Consider the following 18,123-nt stretch of genomic DNA (forward strand, 5'->3'; position numbering starts at 1 on the left):
ATCAATAAATTCAGGGGTACAGGTCAATGCGCCACCCCCGCAGCCACGCTTTCGTCGATAAACCGCCCTTCTTTGAAACGGTCCATCGTGAAGGCTTCGGCCAGTGGTCCCGGTTCTCCTTTGGCCATCAGTTCGGCCATCGCCCAGCCAGACCCGGGGATCGCCTTGAAGCCGCCCGTCCCCCATCCGCAGTTTACAAAGCAGTTGCCAAGCGGGGTTTTGGAAATAATCGGGGAACGGTCGCCGGTCATATCGACAATCCCGCCCCATTGGCGCAACATCTTTAGGCGCGAGATCATCGGGAAGGTTTCAACCAAGGCGCGCAGGGTTTCCTCGATGTGATGGAACGATCCGCGCTGGGTGTAGTTATTGAACCCGTCGGTGCCGCCACCGATCACCATCTCGCCCTTGTCCGATTGCGACAGATAGCCGTGAACGGTATTGGCCATGACCACCACATCCATACAGGGTTTGATCGGTTCCGAGACCAGCGCCTGCAGGGCGACCGCCTCTATCGGCAGGCGAAAGCCCGCCATTTGCGCAAGCTGGCCGGAATGGCCAGCAACCACCATACCCAGCTTTTTAGTCCCGATGAAGCCCTTGGTGGTCTCTACCCCGACAACGCGGCCCGCATCGGAGCGCACGCCCGTCACCTCACATTGCTGGATAATATCCATCCCCATCGCCGAGCAGGCCCGGGCATAGCCCCAAGCCACCGCATCATGGCGCGCGGTGCCGCCCCGCTTTTGCCAAAGCCCGCCCAGAACCGGATAGCGTGGCCCGTTGATGTTGATGATTGGCATCAGCTCCTTCACCTTTTCGGGGCCGATATATTGCGTTTCCACCCCTTGCAGGGCGTTTGCATGGGCGGTGCGCAAATAGCCGCGCACCTCACTATGGGTTTGCGCCAGCATGACCAGCCCGCGCGGGGAAAACATCACGTTGTAATTCAGGTCCTGGCTCATCGTCTCATAAAGAGAGCGGGCCTTTTCATAGATCGCGGCAGAAGGGTCTTGCAGGTAGTTAGAGCGGATAATCGTTGTGTTACGCCCTGTGTTGCCGCCGCCCAGCCAACCTTTTTCAATCACCGCAACATTGGTGATGCCGTGGTTTTTGCCCAGATAATAGGCCGTCGCCAGCCCGTGCCCGCCCGCCCCGATGATGATCGCATCATAAGACGCCTTGGGCACCGGCGATGCCCATGCCTTTTCCCAGCCGCTATGGTGGCGAAGCGCCTCTCTTGCGATGGCGAATACCGAATAGCGTTTCATGCGCAGCGCTCCCTCAATGGCGGGTTTCACGGGTGTTTTTCCTATAAACTGTAGGTATAGCCGCAACCAGTAGCGGCACAATGGATATATTTGCGACATCTGTGTGATTACCTGCGGCCAGAAGTCCCAATCACAAAGATGTTTAAGGCTTTTGCCTGTGGCCCGGAGGCGGTACATGTGTCGCAGACGGCAAAAAGAGACAGGTGGCACGTGGCGGATAGTATGTTTTGGGCAGCGGCAGGTGCGATTGCACTGGTGGTGGCGGTAATCTTGATCCGGGCCTTGCGCCAGCCGGACCGCGAGGCCACGGATGCCGCCAGCTTTGACCAGCAGGTTTACCGCGACCAGCTGGCCGAGATTGAGCGCGATGCCGCCCGCGGCGTGGTGGCCCCCGATGAGGCCAAGCGCCTGCGCTCTGAGGTGGCCCGCCGCCTTCTGGCCGCTGATCGGGCCGCAGATAGCCGTGACGTAACGCGCCAAGGGCCTGCCTCGGTGCCGGTGTTAATGACCATCGCACTGGTGCTTGCCGCTGGCTTTGGCGGCTACGTCTATTTGGGTCAGCCCGGCTATGGCGACCTTCCGCTCAAAACCCGCATTGAAATGGCCGAAGAGCTTCGCGCAAACCGGCCCGACCAAGCCACGCTAGAGGCCGCCGCACCGCCCCGCCCCCCGCTTAACCAGGTCGACCCCGAGTTCATGACATTGGTGGAACGTCTGCGTGAGGCTGTGGCCGCCCGCCCCGATGACCTGCAAGGCCAGGCCCTGCTTGCCCGGAATGAGGCAAATCTGGGAAATCTGACCGCTGCCTATCAGGCACAGGAACGTGTTATCGCGCTGAAGGGCGGCAACGTTACGGTTGGCGACCTGCTGACGCAGGCGACCTTGATGGTGCAGGCGGCAAACGGTCAGGTCTCTCCCGAGGCGGATCTTATTTTGCAACGCGTGCTGGCCATCGACCCGACCAATGACACCGCGCTGTTTTTCAGCGGCATCACGAATATGCAGGTCGGGCGCTATGATCTGACATTTCGCTATTGGAAAGAAATCCTGGATACTGCCGCCCCCGACAGCCCCTGGCGCCCCGAAGTGCGTGGCCGTATCGAAGCGCTCGCGCAGGCCGCCGGTGTCCGCTATAGCCTGCCGCCCGAGGCCCCCGGCCCCAGTGCCGCCGATGTCACCGCTGCCGAGGATTTAAGCCCCGAGGACCGGCAGGCGATGATCCGCTCTATGGTTGACGGGCTCAACGACCGTCTGGCCACCGAGGGCGGAACGGCACAGGAATGGGCACGTCTGATCGGTGCGCTGGCCACCTTGGGCGAGGCTGACCGTGCCCGCGCGATCTGGGTTGAGGCACAGCAAAACTTTGTCGGTCGTGAGGCCGAGCTGGGCATTATCAATGACGCGGCCAGCGGCGCTGGTCTTACCCCATGAGCCAATTCGAGCAGATGGAAGATCTTGCCCCGCTCTTGCCGCCCATGGGCCCGCTGGCGGGGCTGGATTTCGGGGATAAGACCATCGGCGTGGCGATATCGGACCGGATGCGCGGCGTGGCAACCCCGGTGCTGACGATCAAACGGGTGAAATTCACCGTCGATGCCGAGGCGCTGATCAAACTGCTGGAGGCGCGTGAGGTGGTGGGGCTGGTCCTTGGCCTGCCGCGCAATATGGATGGGTCCGAGGGGCCGCGCGTTCAGGCCACCCGTGCCTTTGCCCGCAACCTTGCACGGCTTTGTCCGCTGCCCTTGGTCTATTGGGATGAACGCCTGTCCACGGTTGCCGCCGAGCGCGCGATGATCGAGGCGGATATGTCGCGCAAACGTCGCAAAGAGCTGATTGACCACGTCGCGGCCGGCTATATCTTGCAAGGGGCGCTGGACCGGCTGGCGCATATCAAGCGGGGGCAGGCATGACAGATGAAATTTGGGCACGCGACGAGATCGAGAGCCCCTGCGTCAAGCTTTGCGTGATCCAGCCCGAGGCAAGGATCTGCGTCGGCTGTTACCGCAGCATGGATGAAATCGGCTCTTGGTCCAGCATGACCCCCGAGGCGCGGCGCGAGGTCATGGCGGTTTTGCCCGAACGCGCCAAACTTCTGGCCCTGCGCCGCGGCGGGCGCAAGGCGCGCCTTAAATCGCGTTAACCCATCATCACTTTGCGCAGCATATTCAGCGCAACCAAGGTGATAAACACGGCAAACACCCGTTTGAGCGGCGCGGGATTCATCTTATGCGCCAGCCCGGCCCCGATCGGCGCGGTCAGCAAGGTCATTGCAATCACCATACCAAAGGCCGGCAGGTTCACTGCCCCAAAGCTAAAAGGTGGCGCATTCTCGATATGGACGAACAAGAAGCCGACCACCGAAGGCACGGCGATGATGATGCCAAAGCCCGCCGCCGTGGCCACGGCCCGATGGATCGGAATATTGTAAAGCGTCATCAAAGGCACGCCAAAAGATCCACCGCCGATCCCCATCAGCACCGAGAAGAACCCGATCACCGTCCCAACGCCCGCACGTTTTCTCCCCACTGGCATGGTCTGTCCCAGCCGCCAATGCGATTTGCCAAGCGCCATGTAAAGCCCGGCCCCCAGCGCCAGAACACCAAAGATGATCTGCAACGTGGTGGACCGCAAGGAGGAAACCACAAACATCCCGATCACCGCGCCAGAGCCGATATAGGGCCACCAGCGGCGCAGGACCTCCCACTCCACAGCGCCCTTTTTGCTATGCGCCATGACCGAGCGGGCCGAGGTCAAGATAATCGTCGCCAGCGACGTCGCAAGACACACCCGCATCAACTCCGGCCCGCCATAGCCCAGATGACTGAAGGCGTAAAAGAAAGCAGGCACCAGTACAATCCCGCCACCCACGCCCAACAATCCGGCGATCACACCGGCGAAGGCGCCAATCGCCATCAACAGGGCTACCATCGGCAAAAGCGTTGCAAGATCGGGCATGTCATAGGGCCTTTTTATCAAAGTCTTACGATGAATAGCCTTGTCGTGGCGGCAATACCACTGGCCCGACCGATTATTGCGGGATTTGGCTTTCGACCTCGGCAAGGGCTGCGTTAAACACCTCCAGCCCCGCACCCTCACGGCTGGCCCCTTCGGACAGGACCCGTCGCCATGCGCGCGCGCCGGGCCGCCCGTGAAACAGTCCCAGCATATGCCGCGTGATCTGATGCAAGCGCCCGCCTGTAGTAAGATGATCTGCGATATAAGGGCGCATCAAACCCGCCACCTCAAAGGCATCCGGGCCGGGGTCATCCCCCCAAAGCGCATCCGCGCCGATCAAGACCGAGGCCGGATCATGATAGGCCGCACGCCCGATCATCACACCGTCAAGCCCCTGCCCCAACAGCTCCCGCGCCAGATCCAGAGAGGCAATCCCGCCGTTGATACAGATCGTAAGCTCTGGAAATTCCTCTTTCATCCGCACCACCAGCGGATAATCCAAAGGCGGCACCTCGCGGTTTTCCTTGGGCGACAATCCCTTGAGCCAGGCCTTGCGCGCATGGATGATGAAATGCGATACCCCTGCCCCGGCAACTGTCTCCAAAAACGCAGGCAAGACCGTTGCGGGGTCCTGATCATCCACGCCAATCCGGCATTTGACCGTCACCGGCACGTCCGTCTCGGCCTGCATCGCCTTGACACAATCGGCCACCAGTTGCGGTTGCTCCATCAGCACCGCACCAAAACAGCCCGATTGCACACGGTCCGAGGGGCAGCCCACATTCAGGTTAATCTCGTCATAGTCAAACCGCGCCGCCAATCGCACCGCTTGCGCCAATTCCTGCGGGTCAGAGCCGCCAAGCTGCAAGGCAATGGGATGCTCAGCATTGTCATGGCCCAAAAGCCGCTCTCGCGGGCCATGGACAACGGCCGGCGATGTCACCATTTCGGTATAAAGCATCGCATGGCGGGTCATCAGACGGTGGAAATAACGACAATGCCGATCCGTCCAATCCATCATGGGGGCGACACTGAGCCGAGCGGCCAGTTCTACTTTTGAATTCGACGACATAACAGCAATTCCGAAATTTCTTTACTTTTGTGCATTTTCCAAGGTTACCACGGGTTTTCCGAGAATGCTTGTGACCCAATAGCAGCTTTCTACGCCGATCACATCCGAAGATGTTGACGATATGCGTGGCACCGCATCGAAACCCATATCGCCAAAATCCCGAGGTATGAAGTGCAGGATCGGTCGGCACTGCCAATAAAGACTACATGCCCCGTTGCGACACCAGGTCTGATCATCCACGGACTTAGGTGACGTATTTGGTGTTCTGGCCCCAAGATGGCCTTACCGGCCGATCTGTATTTCTAAAATACCCGGTAAAACAAAGCGTTTTTAAGAAACTCGTTCCAATTGATCCGAAACTGAAACCCCTCATGGATATCCCGCCCTGAGTCCCTGTCTCAGAGCGGGATAGAATCAGCTCGGCGCGTAGTTGCTGGGGAACAATGCGCGCAGCGAGGCCTCATCGCCGGGCGTCTTGAAGGTTTCATCCTTGCCGATTTGCAGCGCCTTCTCGACGGCGGGGCGTGCGTTGATCGCCTTGAACCAGCGCGCGACCTCGGGAAAGCGTGCAAGACCCTCACCGCCCAGCACCCGATCCCCGCGAATGGCCCAACCCCATGCAGAAATATCGGCGATGGAATAGCTGTCGCCAACGATAAACTCGCGCCCTTTCAGATGGTCATTCAGCACCTGATAATGGCGCTCTGCCTCTCGCATAAAGCGGTTCTTGGCATAGGGGATATCCTCGGGGGCGCTGTGATGGAAGTGAACGCATTGCCCTGAAAACGGCCCCAGCCCCGAGGCGATGAACAACAGCCAGGACAGCATGGCACCGCGATCCTCGGCCGCGCCGCCCAGCTTGTCGGTCTTTTCCGCGAGATAAAGCAGGATCGCCGTGCTGTCGAACACAAGCGTGCCATCGTCATCAATGGCAGGAACCTTGCCGTTGGGGTTGACGGCCCGGAATTCCGGACTGTGCTGTTTGCCCGCAGCCGTGTCCACTGGCACCAGCTCAAAGGACAAATCTGTTTCGGCCAGAAACAGCGCGATCTTTAGCGGGTTTGGCGTCGGGTGATAATAGAATTTCAACATTTATATGTCCTGTCAGATTGGGGAATATGGGTTACTTGCCCGCGTTCTCGATTTTATCCTGTGTCTTGGTGTCGAAATCCGATGCGTCGTGACGCTCGCGCAGTTGCTCGTTCAGCGGGCCGTTGGTGCGGTTCACGATCCGGCCACGTTGCACCGCAGGGCGGGCGAGGATCTGTTCGGCCCAACGCCGCAGGTTGGTATAGCTTTCGACGTTCAGGAATTCGCCCGCATCATAGGCGTTCCCAAGGACCAGATTGCCGTACCAGGGCCAGGTCAGCATATCCGCGATGGTATAGCTGTCGCCGCCCAGATATTCATTTTTGGCCAATTCGCGGTCCAACACATCCATCTGCCGCTTTGCTTCCATCGTGAAGCGGTTGATCGGATATTCAAATTTCTCGGGCGCATAGGCGTAGAAATGCCCAAAGCCGCCCCCAAGATAGGGTGCCGACCCCTGAAGCCAGAACACCCAGTTCATGACCTCGGTGCGATGCGCCAGATCTTTTGGCAAAAAGGCCCCGAATTTTTCGGCAAGATACAGCAGGATAGAGCCGCTCTCGAACACGCGGATGCCGGTATCGCGGTCCATCAGGGCGGGGATTTTGGAATTCGGGTTGATGGCGACAAAGCCTGACGAGAACTGATCGCCGTCCCCGATCCTGATCAGATGGGCATCATATTCCGCGCCGGTCTTGCCCAGTGCCAGAAGCTCTTCGAGCATGATGGTGACCTTCTGGCCATTCGGTGTGCCCATTGAATAAAGCTGTAGCGGATGCTTGCCGACGGGCAGCTCTGCGTCAAAGGTTGCGCCTGCAATGGGGCGGTTGGTTTTGGCCCAGTTGCCACCGTTCTCGGCATCCCATGTCCAGACCTTCGGGGGGGTATATTCGGTCATCGTGTCATTCCTTTTTCGGGTTGAAGGCTGCCGCTTGTGAGGCGCCTAGGGGTGGGCAATATCCGGGCGTTCGCTGCGCAACGCCTCTATCTCTTGTGCGAGATCTTCAGCCAGCGCCGCGATATCGGTCTGATCGGTTTCCAGATGCAACTCGAACCGCAGCGCAGTGACCGCAGCTTGGAACCGCCGCGCAAGATGTGCGCAATCGGCCTTTTCCGACAACTCGCCCGCCGCCTTGGCGCGCGCGAAACCATCGGCAAAGGCCTGACGGATCTGTTTGAGGTGGATTTTGGCCTGGGCTGCAATCTCGGGGGCGGTCGAGGTGACATCCACCAAGGTCTTGGTCAGCATGCAGACTTGGGGCGCGCCGCCATTGGCACCGTTGCGCGCAAAGCCGCGCAGATATTCAGCCAGCCCCGTCAAAGGAGAGGCGGCCTGATCCATATGCGCCTGAAACCGCGTCACCGAGCGTCCGACGTAAAGCTCAAGGGCCAGAAGATAGAGGTTCTCTTTGTTGGAAAAGGCGCAATAGATGCTTCCGGGCTTCATATTCAGCCCCTTTTCCAGATCCTTGAGAGAGGTCGCATGATAGCCTTTTTTCCAAAAGATCAGCATGGCCTTTTGCAAGGCTTCTTCTCGATCATATTGGGTTGGTCTGCTCATGGGCATGCTTCTACACTGGACAATCGCCCCTCTTGTAAAAGTTTATGAGCGATCACTCAATTAAAAACGAACCCATCACAGTCATTTGATAACCCGCCCGCGTGTCTTTGTTGGCACCTCAACGGACCGCGTTATTGAAGCCTCTGCCGGTCAAGGAGACTCAGGTGACATTTCCCAGCTCAGCCCGGTAAACCCTTCGCGGTGGGCAAAGGTTACAAGGTGGATGTCGAATACAAAACGCGCACCGATAATTCCCTTCGCGTCCTCGGCCGTGACCCGTATCGTCAAGCCACTCTCATCGGCAGACAGTTCTGCCGGGCCTGCCTCCAGCGCCACAGAGCCTTGCTGCGCATCATTGGTCACGGCGACCTTATGGGCAAAATGCTTGCACAGTTGCTGCAGGTATTTTGATGCGTGCTGTGTCGGGTAATGGGCCGTGGATGTGAGCATGTCGTATTCCTTACTTTTTTACTATACATATATCTTTACCTTTTGAGCGCAAGCCGCTAGGTCGTCACAAAACAGCGAAGCCAAATTATTAGCCACGCCATGAGTCATAAGGAGACTGCAATGAACCGCATTGCTTGTGCTGCGCTATTTGGTTTGTCCCTCTTTGCCGCCCCCGCGGTTATGGCCGAGGATATTCTTATCCAGACCGCCCAAGGTGAGGTGGCAACCGCCCATAACCCCTCCAGGGTCGCAGCGCTTGATGTCGCGTCGGTTGATACGCTGACCGCGCTTGGCGTCACATTGGTGGGGGCGCCGGACAAGCTCTATGTCGATTACCTTGGGGATCTGGGCACCCAGCCTGTCGGGACTTTGTTTGAGCCGAATATGGAGGCCTTGGCAAATCTGGGGCCGGATCTGATCATTGTTGGCGGGCGCTCCGCAACCAAGGCCCAGCCCCTGTCCAAGATTGCCCCCACGATCGATATGACAATCGGCACCGATACCATTGCCAGCGCGAAGGCAAATATCGACGCCTATGGCAAGCTTTTCGATAAAACCGATAAGGCCGCAGCCCTTGCGGGCGAACTGGATGCGCGGCTTGCGGATGTAAAAGCGGCCGCGGCTGATCAAGGCAACGCGCTTATCCTCATGACCAACGGCCCGAAAGTTTCGGCCTATGGGCGCGGGTCGCGCTTTGGCTGGCTGCATACGGCGCTTGATCTGCCCGAAGCGTTTGAGAACCTCAACCCCGAGGTGCATGGCGATGCGGTCTCCTTTGAATTTATCGCCGAAACCAATCCCGACTGGCTGATCGTGGTCGACCGCAGCGTTGCGATTGGCGAGGCGTCCTCGGCGCAGACGACCCTGGATAATCCGCTGGTCGCCGGAACAACCGCGGCGCAAAAAGGTCAGATCGTCTATCTGTCAGCCGCGCCGCTTTATATTGCCGGGGGTGGCTATACCTCGCTCAGCACCACCTTGGACGAGCTGAAAACCGCATTCACCAAATAGGCAAAGGGCCGGGGTATATGCCCCGGCCAGTATTCCCATGCGCCCCACCCTCATCCTTATCGGCCTGTTGATGCCCTTGACGGCGGCCAGCCTGTTGATCGGTGCTGCGGGCATCGGCATGACCGGCCTTTTCAGCGATCCGCATATGGCGTTGATTATGACCGTTTCGCGGTTACCTCGCACGCTTGCGGTGATCCTGACCGGGGCGGCCCTGGCCGTGGCAGGGGTGGTGATGCAACAGATGGTCCGTAACCGTTTCGTCGAACCCGGCACCACCGGCACCGCCGAGAGCGCGGCCCTTGGCCTGTTGGCGGTAACGCTGATTGCGCCAGAGGCCCCGATCTGGATCAAGATGGTGGTGGCCAGCCTTGCGGCGATGGCGGGCACGGCCCTGTTTTTGCAACTGATCCGCCGCCTCCCCCCGCGCGAGTTTTTGCTGGTGCCTGTGGTTGGGTTGATCCTGTCGGGGGTACTGGGGGCGGTGGTGACATTTATCGGCTGGCAAACCGATCTTTTACAGCTCATCAGTATCTGGTTGATGACGGGTGAATTTTCCGGCGTCATTGCGGGGCGATATGAATTGCTTTGGCTGGCTGCGGGGGCTGCGGCACTGGCATGGTTTGCCGCCGATCAGTTTTCCATCCTCAGCCTCGGACGAGAGACAACAACCGGCCTTGGCCTTAATCCCGATGCGGTGATGCGGCTGGGGCTTGTGGTGGTCTCTGTTGTGACCGCGCTGGTGATTGTAACGGTGGGGATGATCCCCTTTGTCGGGCTTGTGGTGCCCAATATCGTGGCGCGGCGCATGGGTGACAACCTGCGCCGGACCTTGCCGGTTACGGCGGCGGGTGGTGCCACATTGGTTCTGGCTTGTGATATTTTGGGACGGCTGGTGCGTTTTCCCTATGAGGTGCCGGTCGGGACGATCTTGGGTGTGGTCGGCTCTGCGATCTTTCTGTGGCTTTTGTATCGGGAGCCTTCAGGTGGATAGGCGATTGACAGCTTTGACGGGTGCGCTGGTTGTGGCCTGTGCGGCCTATCTGTTTTGGGGGCTTGGACCGCGCTGGCAGTTCATTCTGGGCCTGCGCGCGCCCAAGCTGGCGGGAATGCTCTTGGTCGGGGCGGCAATCGCGGTTGCGACAATGGTTTTCCAGACCCTATGCCGTAACCGTGTCCTGACACCGCAAATCATGGGGTTTGATGCGCTTTATATCCTGATGCAAACGGCATTGGTCGCAGGGCTCGGGGTTGGCGGATATGCCGGGTTGTCGCTCTCGGCTAAATTCGGCATCGAGGTGGTTTTCATGACCCTGGCCGCGCTTATGCTCTTTGGCACGCTGTTGGGGCGCGGCACGCAGGATATCGCAAGGCTGGTGCTGACGGGCGTGATTTTCGGGGTGATGTTCCGCTCTTTCTCGGGGTTTCTGGCGCGGATCATCGACCCGAATGCTTTTGCCGTGGTTCAGGCCGCAAGTTTTGCAAGCTTCACCGCGATAGAGCCTGCGCTGCTGCCGGTGACGGGGGCGCTGTGTATTGGCACAATCGGGGTCGCGCTCTGGATGGCGCCGCGTCTGGATGTGCTTGCCCTTGGTCAGCCGATCGCGGTTTCGCTGGGGCTGGCGCATGACCGGCTTGTGATCGTGGCCTTGATCATGGTTGCGGTACTGGTGTCGGTTGCGACGGCATTGGTCGGGCCGATTGCCTTTTTCGGGCTGTTGGTGTCGGGGCTTGCGCATGAGCTGACAGGCTCTGCCCGGCACGCACGGCTGTTGCCCATGGCCATTCTGGTGGGCTGCCTGATGCTGGTCATCGGGCAAACCCTGTTTGAACGCTTTTTGGGGCTGCAATCCACGCTTTCGGTGGTGATCGAATTTGCGGGCGGGGTGTTTTTCCTCTGGCTTTTGTTGAAAGGACGGATGCGATGATTTGCGTCGAAGGGGTCAGCCACAGCATCGGCAAGACCGAAATCCTGCATGACATCTCGGTTGAGATCCCGAAGGGCAAGGTCACAGCATTGGTCGGGCCGAATGGCGCGGGGAAATCGACGCTTTTGTCGCTGATCGGGCGGCTGATGCCCTTGCAAAGCGGGCGCATCAGCGTTGACGGGGCCGATACGGTGCAAACGCCCAGCCGTGATCTGGCGCGGTTGATGGCGATCCTGTCGCAAACCAACACGCTTGGCAGTCGCTTGCGGGTGCGTGAGCTGGTGGCCTTTGGCCGCTGGCCGCACCACCAAGGCCGCCCGACCGCCGAGGATGTACAGCAAGTCAATGATGCCCTTGTCGCCCTTGATCTGATCGCGCTGGGTGATCGTTTCCTTGAGGCGCTCTCGGGCGGGCAACGCCAGCGCGCCTTTATTGCGATGGCCTTGGCGCAGGGGGCGGATTGGCTGCTTCTGGATGAACCTCTGGCGGCCCTCGACATGGCCTTTGCGCGCCGTATCATGGCACAGCTTGTCACATTGCGCGCCGCAGGGCGCAGCGTTGTCGTTGTGGTCCATGACATCAATCATGCCGCGGTCTGGGCCGATCATATCGTCGCGATGAAGGCCGGGCGGATTGCCGCCGAAGGCCCGCCCCAAGCCGTCTGTACCAGCAAGGTGCTGGGCGATATTTACGGCATGGATCTGCGTGTCACCGAGATTGACGGAAAGCCCCTTGTCCTGCACCACCTTTAACCCAAGATGCCCTGCCCCAATAGCAAAGTGAAACACCATGGAACCAATGACCAACCTCCCCCTCCAAGATGCGATTGACCGGCTTTTGACCTTTGTCGGCATGGGCGGTGCGGCCATGTGGGCCATTGCCACCCTTTCGGTTATCACGGTTGCCCTGATCTTGTGGAAGGCGATGCGCCTGTTGTCGCTGGGGGCATGGTCGGGGGGCGCGCGCACCGAGGCCGCCCTTGCCCTTTGGGCCAATGGTCAGAAAGATGAGGCCATCGCATCCCTTGAGAAACGCCGCTCCTTGCGCGCGATGCTGGCCCGTGCGGCCATGCAGGCCAGCTTGAACCCGGATCTGGACCAAACCGCGGCCGAGGCGGAAACCGGACGTGTGGCACGCGGGCTTTTGCTGCGCGCACGCAGCGGCCTGCGCGGGTTGGAACTGGCATCGACCATCGGTCCGTTGTTGGGCCTCTTGGGGACGGTGACCGGCATGATCGCGGCCTTTCAGGCCTTGCAAGAGGCCGGATCGCGCGCCGATCCCGCAGCCCTTGCCGGCGGTATCTGGGAGGCATTGCTGACCACGGCGGCGGGCATGGCCGTGGCGATCCCGGCCTCGGTCGCGCTGACATGGTTTGAAAGTGTGTTGGACAGCCTGCGCCACGATATGGAAGACAGCGCCACCCGCATCCTGCACAGCACGCAACGGTCCCGGAAATGATCAGTTTCGGCGCATCCAAACCCCGGCGCAGGCCCAATTTGACGCCGATGATCGACGTGGTTTTCCTGCTGTTGGTGTTTTTCATGCTGGTCTCTCGTTTCGGGGCAGATCGTGTGATCCCGCTTTCCTCTGCCGGATCGGGCGGCAGCTATAGCGGCCCGCCAAGGCTGGTGGAGCTGGTCGCCGATGAGGTCCGCCTCAACGGGATCGCCATGCCCCAAGACGCGCTGGTCGAGGCGCTGCAGGGCCTGACAGAAACCCCCGAAGATGCGATTGTCCTGCGCGCGCGTGACGGGGCGGACCTACAGGCCCTTGTGGGTGTGATGGACGGTCTTGCTGCCGCGGGATTTTCCCGGCTTGTCTTGGTGGAGTAGTCATGGATTTCAGCACCCAAACCCCGAAACGCAAGGAAGATAACCTGCTGCCCATGATTAACGTCGTGTTCCTGCTGCTGATCTTCTTTCTGATTTCCGCCAAGATGACACCCCCCGAGCCTTTCCCCGTCACCCCGCCCGAGGCAGAATCCGAGGCCGAGGCCGAGGGTGCCTTCACGCTTTATCTTGCCGCCGACGGGCTGATCGGGTTTCATGACACCGAAGGGGATGCCGCCTTGCAGATGCTGGAAACCGCGCGAACCGATTATTGCGAGTTGGCCGATTGCGAGGCCGCTGCCCCCCGGCTGACCCTGCGCGCAGATACCGCCCTGCCCGCCGAGAAGCTGGCCGCGATCCTGCCCCGGATCTCGGCGCTTGGCTTTATGCAGATCGAACTCGTAGCGCAATCGGGGGGCACACCATGAACGGACGCATCCAAGCGGGCGTTGCCATCGCCCTTGCCCTTGGCCTGCATGTGGGCGCTTTTGCGCTGCGCCCTGCCCCGGTCGGTGCGATCTCTGCGGGGGCAGGAGGTGAGGATCTGCTGTCATTGCAGGCCGCGAATGCCTCGATCGCCGAAATGGTAGAAGATTGGGACGCCCCCCCGCAACCCGTGCAAGCCGCCGAGCCGCCGCCCCAGCAACCCAGCCAAAGCATCGAGGCCCCGAAACTGCCCACCCCCCCGGTACAGGCCCCGACACAGACGCCGACACAGGCGCCCGCTCCGATGGCATTGCCAAGCCTCTCTGCCGCGCTGCCCGAGGCGGACATAAGCCTGCCGCCGCCGCCGCCCCCGAAGGTGACGGAGCCGGACTACAAGCCCGCACCAACGGTCGATGTCCGTCCGCCCGCAAAACCGGATCCGCAACAGAGATCCAAACCCCAGCCCAAAAAACCTGCCAAGAAAGCCGCGCCATCAGCGGCACGTCCGGCCCAAAAGGCAAGCGGTGCCGGTAATGGAACGCAGGCGGGCACAGGCGGCAGATCCGCCGCAGCCACATTGTCCAAAGCGACATTGAACGACCTGCGCGCCAGCTGGGGGGCCAGCATCCGCTCCCGGATTGAGCGGCGCAGAACCTACCCTTCTGCCGCGCGCGGGGCATCGGGCACCGTCACTGTGGGGTTGACCGTCAGCCGCGCAGGCGCGTTGATCGATGTCTCGGTGGCCAAATCCTCGGGCAATGCCGCCCTGGACCAGGCGGCGATCAAAGCCGTCAAAGCTGCACGAAGCTTTGCCGCTGCCCCCAAGGGGCTGACCGAATCACAGTACAGATTCAATCTTTCGATGAGGTTCTCGCGCTAGGATTTTACCGAAATACAAACAGCGCCAGCCCGTCTACAGCCAGCCACAGCCCAAATTGCTCTGATCAGCTATACGCCGTCGGAAGGGGTATTTTGATGTGCATTTTCTCAAAAAATCGACTGCGTAAAATTCATTAAATAGATGTTTTTCAATGCACTAATCTATTTCTTATTGTTTTGCTTGGGTATATGTCATCACATATCAAAATCCCTTCCCTACGAACCGGAGCAATAATGCAATATACCAAAACCCTATCGTGGACGGGCGTTTCACTTCTGGCCCTATCCAGTGCGATTCATGCACAAGAGGCAGGCGGCGCCTTCGTTCTGGACCCGATCAATATCATCCGCGAGGGTGAAGATAACATCGAGGCGACCGGCGGCACCGTTCTGACACAAGACGATCTGGAGGCACTTCAACCTGCCGATGTATCGGAGCTGTTTGCGCGCGAATCGACTGTCACCGTTTCGGGCGGTGCCAGCCCGGGCAAGAAAATCCACGTGCTGGGGATGGAGCAATCCAACCTTGCCGTCAGCGTCGACGGTGTGCCGCAAACCGCGACGAGTTGGCATCACACCGGGTCGAACGTCATCGATCCCGTTTTCCTGAAACGGGTTGAGGTAGAGGCCGGTGCGGCGGCCGCTGATTCAGGCTTTGCCGCCGCTGCGGGTGCGATCCGCTATGAAACGGTCGGTGCGGATGATCTGTTGGAAGAAGGCCAGAACACCGGCGGCCGCGTTGCCCTGTCTTATGGCACCAACGGGCGTGGCGCATCGGGAAGCCTTGCCTCTTATGGTCGCTATGAAAATCTTGACTGGTTCGTGATGGTCAGCAAGACAGATGGCTCTGATTACGAAAGCGGGGATGGCATCACGGTTGAGGGCACAGAGCCCGCGTCGAATGCGCTGCTTGCAAAATTCGGTTATGAATTCGAAGACAGCCGGGTCGAGCTGAGCTTTGAGCGCAGCCGCGATGAGGCCGACCGTCTGATCAAGATGAACCTCGGGCTTGCAGGGGATGAGCTGCACCCGCTCAAGATCAGCCGCGACTCTGTCAAGCTGACCTATACCTCGACTAACCCCACCGACAGCTGGGACCCCGAGGCCACGGTTTATTTCAGCCAAAGCGATTATTGGCGCGATAACTATTCCACAGGCCGCACCAATGGGAATATGGTCCTGAAAGAAGATCTGTTCGGCGGTAAGTTGCAAAACACCTTTGCGCTTGGCGCGGGCAAGATCACCGCTGGTGTCGACTTTAACCAGCATGATTACCACACCGACAACTACGGTGTGAACGACCGCCGTTACCGCAATTTCTCGACCAGCCAGATCGGTGCCTTTGTGCAGGGGCGGTTTGAGTTTGACAATGGTATCAACCTGTCCACGGGCGCGCGCTATGATGCGCACCGCTTTACCGATTGGGACGGCAACCGCTTTTCCGACAGCGGCGGCAGCATCAACGGGACCCTGGCCTATAAGGTCAATGACAACCTGGAGTTCTTTGCCGGTGCATCCCAGACATGGCTTGGCTATGTCATCGGGGATTACGGCTATGTCCACGCCCGCACAGATGCTTTCTTTACCGATCCGTCCTTTAGCACCGGTGAGGCCAAGAACATCAAACTTGGCGCGAATTTTGGCGGGGATAACTGGAAAGGTGGCGTGACGCTTTTTGACACCAAGCTGAACGGGTTGCCCACCTATGGCTATGATGCCGCAAGCTATAGCCTGCATAACAACCCTGACGAGTTCCGCAGCCGCGGTGTGACATTGAACGGCAGCTATGATTTTGGTGATACCCGTGTGGGGGCGACCTTTACCTCAGCAGATGTCACCCAAGGCGGCGTCTCGGCATTGCCAGACAGCGGCACTTTCATGCCGGTGGGCGATATGGCGACGCTTTATGTCGACCACGAGTTGCCCAACCAGAATCTGACGGTCGGGGCGACGGTCGAATGGGCCGGAAAGATCTCGGATGCGGTGGCGACGGCGGCAGGGTTTTATGACCAAGAGGCCTATACGGTGGTCAATGCCTATGCTGAATGGACACCGCCCTCCTATGAGACGCTGGCGGTACGGCTTAGCGTCGACAACCTGTTTGACAAGACTTATTTTGAGCGTTCTGGCTATGCGACCAGCTCAAGCCGTGGCGGGATCGATCCTGTCTATGCGCCGGGGCGGACGATTACGCTGGGGGCAAACCTCAAGTTCTAGGGCATAGGATCTTGCCAGTAAAACATCGGGCCCGCCATGACTATGGCGGGCCCTTTCTTCATCGCTCTAAGGGTGATCGGTCAGATGAATGTCAGGCCGATTGAGATGATGATGCCCGACAAGATCAGATGCACGACACAAAAGCCCATGATGTCCTTGGCGCGCAGACCGGCAATCCCAAGGATCGGCAGCGCCCAGAAAGGCTGCACCATATTCGTCCAGGCATCCCCCCAGGCCACAGCCATCGAGGTGCGCGCAAGATCGGCGCCAAGCGCTTGTGCTGCGGGCAGGATCACAGGGGCCTGCACCGCCCATTGGCCGCCACCCGAGGGCACGAAGAAGTTGACGATCCCCGCCGAGATGAACGACCAGAACGGCAAGGATGCGGCCGTCGCCAGACCGACCAACCCCTCAGAGATGCTGGCAGCCAAGCCCGATTGCACCATGATCGCCATGATCCCCGCATAGAAGGGGAACTGGATCACAATGCCCGCCCCGCCCTTGACCGCATCCGTCAGCGCGTTCAGCAAACGGCGCGGCGTCCCGTGCAACAAGATCGCCAATGTCAGGAACAAGAAGTTGATGACGTTCAGCGACAACCCGTTTCCGGCAGCAAAATACTGGATCAACCACGCAAGGCCCGCTGCACCAATCAGCATGGAGAGCACATAGCTGTTCTCCATACGCTCGGCCGGTGTCGAGAGTGCGGGTTGTTCCGCGTCATCCTCAACCAGCAAGGCAGGATCGACATAGATCGCATCCTCTTCGCGCGGCAGCATGGCACGGTTCACAAAGGGCACCACGATGAACAAGGCGATCACGATCGCGAGGTTATACACCGCGAAAATGGTGTCCGAGGTTGGGATCACCCCCGTGATATCGGCAAAGGGATGGCCTTCGGTTGCAATCGAAAGCGGCACCGAACCCGCCAGCCCGCCATGCCAGATGATGAATCCGGAATAGGCCGAAGCGACCAGCAAGCGGTAATCAACGCGGATTGTCCGCGCCAGCTCCCGCGCGAATAATGCGCCGACAACCAAGCCGAACCCCCAGTTGATCCAGGAGGCTGCAAGGGACACGAAACTGACCAGCAAGATCGCAGAGCCGGGGCTGCTTGCCATGCCCGCAAGGGCCGAAAGCCCGCGGCGCACCAGCGGCGTCGAGGCCATCATATAACCGGTAACCAGCACCAACAGCATTTGCATTGAGAAGGTGAGCAAGGTCCAGAACCCGTCGCCCCACATCGTGACGACCTCTACCGGGCCGGTCCCTTGGGTAAAGACCGCCGCCAGACCGGCAATCAGGGTCAGCACCAGAACGAAAACGAAAGGATCGGGCAAGTAGCGGTCGACAAGACGCACCATTGGCCGTGACAAGAAATTAAGCATGGAATCCTCCTATTCCAGATTATGACAATCGGCTCTAGCCTGTACTATTA

Annotated in this window: 20 protein-coding genes; 12 read left to right on the forward strand and 8 right to left on the reverse strand. The window is 59.6% G+C overall.

Annotated elements, in window-relative coordinates; translation table 11 throughout:
• Positions 1 to 23: 23 nt before the first annotated feature.
• Positions 24 to 1,271 (reverse strand): sarcosine oxidase subunit beta family protein, encoded by a 1,248-nt coding sequence (locus tag AKU94_RS06120; RefSeq protein ID WP_050526414.1) that lies wholly within the window; start codon positions 1,269 to 1,271, stop codon positions 24 to 26.
• A 222-nt stretch (positions 1,272 to 1,493) separates the two neighbouring features.
• Here AKU94_RS06120 and ccmI point away from each other — a divergent pair, with 222 nt between their 5' ends.
• The 3 genes from ccmI to AKU94_RS06135 are packed head-to-tail and all read left to right on the forward strand — an operon-like array spanning position 1,494 to position 3,411.
• Positions 1,494 to 2,702 (forward strand): c-type cytochrome biogenesis protein CcmI, encoded by a 1,209-nt coding sequence (gene ccmI, locus AKU94_RS06125; RefSeq protein WP_050526415.1) that lies wholly within the window; start codon positions 1,494 to 1,496, stop codon positions 2,700 to 2,702.
• On the forward strand, positions 2,699 to 3,181 hold the full coding sequence (gene ruvX, locus AKU94_RS06130; RefSeq protein WP_050526416.1) for a Holliday junction resolvase RuvX: 483 nt from the start codon (positions 2,699 to 2,701) through the stop codon (positions 3,179 to 3,181). The genes ccmI and ruvX overlap by 4 nt, the downstream gene beginning before the upstream one ends.
• The gene (locus AKU94_RS06135; protein ID WP_050526417.1) at positions 3,178 to 3,411 is read left to right on the forward strand and encodes a DUF1289 domain-containing protein; all 234 of its coding nucleotides are present in this window, start codon (positions 3,178 to 3,180) and stop codon (positions 3,409 to 3,411) included. Before ruvX ends, AKU94_RS06135 begins: the two co-directional genes overlap by 4 nt.
• Here AKU94_RS06135 and AKU94_RS06140 read toward each other — a convergent pair.
• The 6 genes from AKU94_RS06140 to AKU94_RS06165 all read right to left on the reverse strand — a co-directional run bounded on the left by AKU94_RS06140 (position 3,408) and on the right by AKU94_RS06165 (position 8,398).
• Positions 3,408 to 4,226 (reverse strand): sulfite exporter TauE/SafE family protein, encoded by an 819-nt coding sequence (locus AKU94_RS06140; RefSeq protein ID WP_050526418.1) that lies wholly within the window; start codon positions 4,224 to 4,226, stop codon positions 3,408 to 3,410. The genes AKU94_RS06135 and AKU94_RS06140 overlap by 4 nt on opposite strands.
• Before the next feature lie 73 nt (positions 4,227 to 4,299).
• Positions 4,300 to 5,247, reverse strand: a complete 948-nt coding sequence (gene dusA / locus AKU94_RS06145; protein ID WP_050526419.1) for a tRNA dihydrouridine(20/20a) synthase DusA — start codon at positions 5,245 to 5,247, stop codon at positions 4,300 to 4,302.
• A gap of 465 nt (positions 5,248 to 5,712) precedes the next feature.
• Positions 5,713 to 6,390, reverse strand: coding sequence for a glutathione S-transferase family protein (locus AKU94_RS06150; protein ID WP_050526420.1), 678 nt, complete (start codon positions 6,388 to 6,390; stop codon positions 5,713 to 5,715).
• A 31-nt stretch (positions 6,391 to 6,421) separates the two neighbouring features.
• Entirely contained in the window at positions 6,422 to 7,285 is an 864-nt protein-coding gene (yghU, locus tag AKU94_RS06155) for a glutathione-dependent disulfide-bond oxidoreductase (protein ID WP_050526421.1), read from the reverse strand.
• Positions 7,286 to 7,330: 45 nt separating this feature from the next.
• Positions 7,331 to 7,948, reverse strand: coding sequence for a TetR/AcrR family transcriptional regulator (locus AKU94_RS06160; protein WP_050526422.1), 618 nt, complete (start codon positions 7,946 to 7,948; stop codon positions 7,331 to 7,333).
• Positions 7,949 to 8,098: 150 nt separating this feature from the next.
• Entirely contained in the window at positions 8,099 to 8,398 is a 300-nt protein-coding gene (locus AKU94_RS06165) for a DUF2218 domain-containing protein (protein ID WP_050526423.1), read from the reverse strand.
• A gap of 120 nt (positions 8,399 to 8,518) precedes the next feature.
• Between AKU94_RS06165 and AKU94_RS06170 the strand changes: the two genes are divergently transcribed.
• From AKU94_RS06170 to AKU94_RS06210, 9 genes are all read left to right on the forward strand, one after another.
• A complete protein-coding gene (locus AKU94_RS06170; protein ID WP_050526424.1) occupies positions 8,519 to 9,409 on the forward strand; it encodes a siderophore ABC transporter substrate-binding protein in 891 nt (296 codons plus the stop codon).
• A gap of 37 nt (positions 9,410 to 9,446) precedes the next feature.
• On the forward strand, positions 9,447 to 10,400 hold the full coding sequence (locus tag AKU94_RS06175) for an ABC transporter permease (RefSeq protein WP_050526425.1): 954 nt from the start codon (positions 9,447 to 9,449) through the stop codon (positions 10,398 to 10,400).
• Complete coding sequence (locus tag AKU94_RS06180) at positions 10,393 to 11,334, forward strand: iron chelate uptake ABC transporter family permease subunit (protein WP_050526426.1); 942 nt, start codon at positions 10,393 to 10,395, stop codon at positions 11,332 to 11,334. The genes AKU94_RS06175 and AKU94_RS06180 overlap by 8 nt, the downstream gene beginning before the upstream one ends.
• Complete coding sequence (locus tag AKU94_RS06185) at positions 11,331 to 12,086, forward strand: iron ABC transporter ATP-binding protein (protein ID WP_050526427.1); 756 nt, start codon at positions 11,331 to 11,333, stop codon at positions 12,084 to 12,086. The genes AKU94_RS06180 and AKU94_RS06185 overlap by 4 nt, the downstream gene beginning before the upstream one ends.
• A 46-nt stretch (positions 12,087 to 12,132) precedes the next feature.
• Positions 12,133 to 12,792 (forward strand): MotA/TolQ/ExbB proton channel family protein, encoded by a 660-nt coding sequence (locus AKU94_RS06190; protein ID WP_232295697.1) that lies wholly within the window; start codon positions 12,133 to 12,135, stop codon positions 12,790 to 12,792.
• Entirely contained in the window at positions 12,789 to 13,166 is a 378-nt protein-coding gene (locus AKU94_RS06195; RefSeq protein ID WP_050526429.1) for an ExbD/TolR family protein, read from the forward strand. Before AKU94_RS06190 ends, AKU94_RS06195 begins: the two co-directional genes overlap by 4 nt.
• Positions 13,167 to 13,168: 2 nt before the next feature.
• The gene (locus AKU94_RS06200; protein ID WP_050526430.1) at positions 13,169 to 13,591 is read left to right on the forward strand and encodes an ExbD/TolR family protein; all 423 of its coding nucleotides are present in this window, start codon (positions 13,169 to 13,171) and stop codon (positions 13,589 to 13,591) included.
• Positions 13,588 to 14,469, forward strand: a complete 882-nt coding sequence (locus AKU94_RS06205) for an energy transducer TonB (RefSeq protein WP_050526431.1) — start codon at positions 13,588 to 13,590, stop codon at positions 14,467 to 14,469. The genes AKU94_RS06200 and AKU94_RS06205 overlap by 4 nt, the downstream gene beginning before the upstream one ends.
• 233 nt (positions 14,470 to 14,702) lie before the next feature.
• Positions 14,703 to 16,685 (forward strand): TonB-dependent receptor domain-containing protein, encoded by a 1,983-nt coding sequence (locus AKU94_RS06210; protein WP_050526432.1) that lies wholly within the window; start codon positions 14,703 to 14,705, stop codon positions 16,683 to 16,685.
• 80 nt (positions 16,686 to 16,765) lie between these two features.
• On the opposite strand, the gene AKU94_RS06215 is transcribed toward AKU94_RS06210, so the two are convergent.
• On the reverse strand, positions 16,766 to 18,073 hold the full coding sequence (locus AKU94_RS06215; protein ID WP_050526433.1) for a short-chain fatty acid transporter: 1,308 nt from the start codon (positions 18,071 to 18,073) through the stop codon (positions 16,766 to 16,768).
• Between the last annotated feature and the right edge of the window lie 50 nt (positions 18,074 to 18,123).

The sequence above is a fragment of the Pseudorhodobacter aquimaris genome (assembly GCF_001202025.1).
GTDB classification, from domain to species: Bacteria; Pseudomonadota; Alphaproteobacteria; order Rhodobacterales; family Rhodobacteraceae; genus Pseudorhodobacter; species Pseudorhodobacter aquimaris.

Coding starts and splice junctions, on each gene's coding strand:
- dusA (WP_050526419.1), bottom strand. CDS start 5,247: ATGATGGATTGGACGGATCGGCATTGTCGTTATTTCCACCGTCTGATG.
- AKU94_RS06185 (WP_050526427.1), top strand. CDS start 11,331: ATGATTTGCGTCGAAGGGGTCAGCCACAGCATCGGCAAGACCGAAATC.
- AKU94_RS06210 (WP_050526432.1), top strand. CDS start 14,703: ATGCAATATACCAAAACCCTATCGTGGACGGGCGTTTCACTTCTGGCC.
- AKU94_RS06140 (WP_050526418.1), bottom strand. CDS start 4,226: ATGCCCGATCTTGCAACGCTTTTGCCGATGGTAGCCCTGTTGATGGCG.
- AKU94_RS06120 (WP_050526414.1), bottom strand. CDS start 1,271: ATGAAACGCTATTCGGTATTCGCCATCGCAAGAGAGGCGCTTCGCCAC.
- AKU94_RS06215 (WP_050526433.1), bottom strand. CDS start 18,073: ATGCTTAATTTCTTGTCACGGCCAATGGTGCGTCTTGTCGACCGCTAC.
- ccmI (WP_050526415.1), top strand. CDS start 1,494: ATGTTTTGGGCAGCGGCAGGTGCGATTGCACTGGTGGTGGCGGTAATC.
- ruvX (WP_050526416.1), top strand. CDS start 2,699: ATGAGCCAATTCGAGCAGATGGAAGATCTTGCCCCGCTCTTGCCGCCC.
- AKU94_RS06200 (WP_050526430.1), top strand. CDS start 13,169: ATGGATTTCAGCACCCAAACCCCGAAACGCAAGGAAGATAACCTGCTG.
- AKU94_RS06195 (WP_050526429.1), top strand. CDS start 12,789: ATGATCAGTTTCGGCGCATCCAAACCCCGGCGCAGGCCCAATTTGACG.
- AKU94_RS06170 (WP_050526424.1), top strand. CDS start 8,519: ATGAACCGCATTGCTTGTGCTGCGCTATTTGGTTTGTCCCTCTTTGCC.
- AKU94_RS06205 (WP_050526431.1), top strand. CDS start 13,588: ATGAACGGACGCATCCAAGCGGGCGTTGCCATCGCCCTTGCCCTTGGC.
- yghU (WP_050526421.1), bottom strand. CDS start 7,285: ATGACCGAATATACCCCCCCGAAGGTCTGGACATGGGATGCCGAGAAC.
- AKU94_RS06165 (WP_050526423.1), bottom strand. CDS start 8,398: ATGCTCACATCCACGGCCCATTACCCGACACAGCACGCATCAAAATAC.
- AKU94_RS06150 (WP_050526420.1), bottom strand. CDS start 6,390: ATGTTGAAATTCTATTATCACCCGACGCCAAACCCGCTAAAGATCGCG.
- AKU94_RS06175 (WP_050526425.1), top strand. CDS start 9,447: ATGCGCCCCACCCTCATCCTTATCGGCCTGTTGATGCCCTTGACGGCG.
- AKU94_RS06160 (WP_050526422.1), bottom strand. CDS start 7,948: ATGAGCAGACCAACCCAATATGATCGAGAAGAAGCCTTGCAAAAGGCC.
- AKU94_RS06135 (WP_050526417.1), top strand. CDS start 3,178: ATGACAGATGAAATTTGGGCACGCGACGAGATCGAGAGCCCCTGCGTC.
- AKU94_RS06190 (WP_232295697.1), top strand. CDS start 12,133: ATGACCAACCTCCCCCTCCAAGATGCGATTGACCGGCTTTTGACCTTT.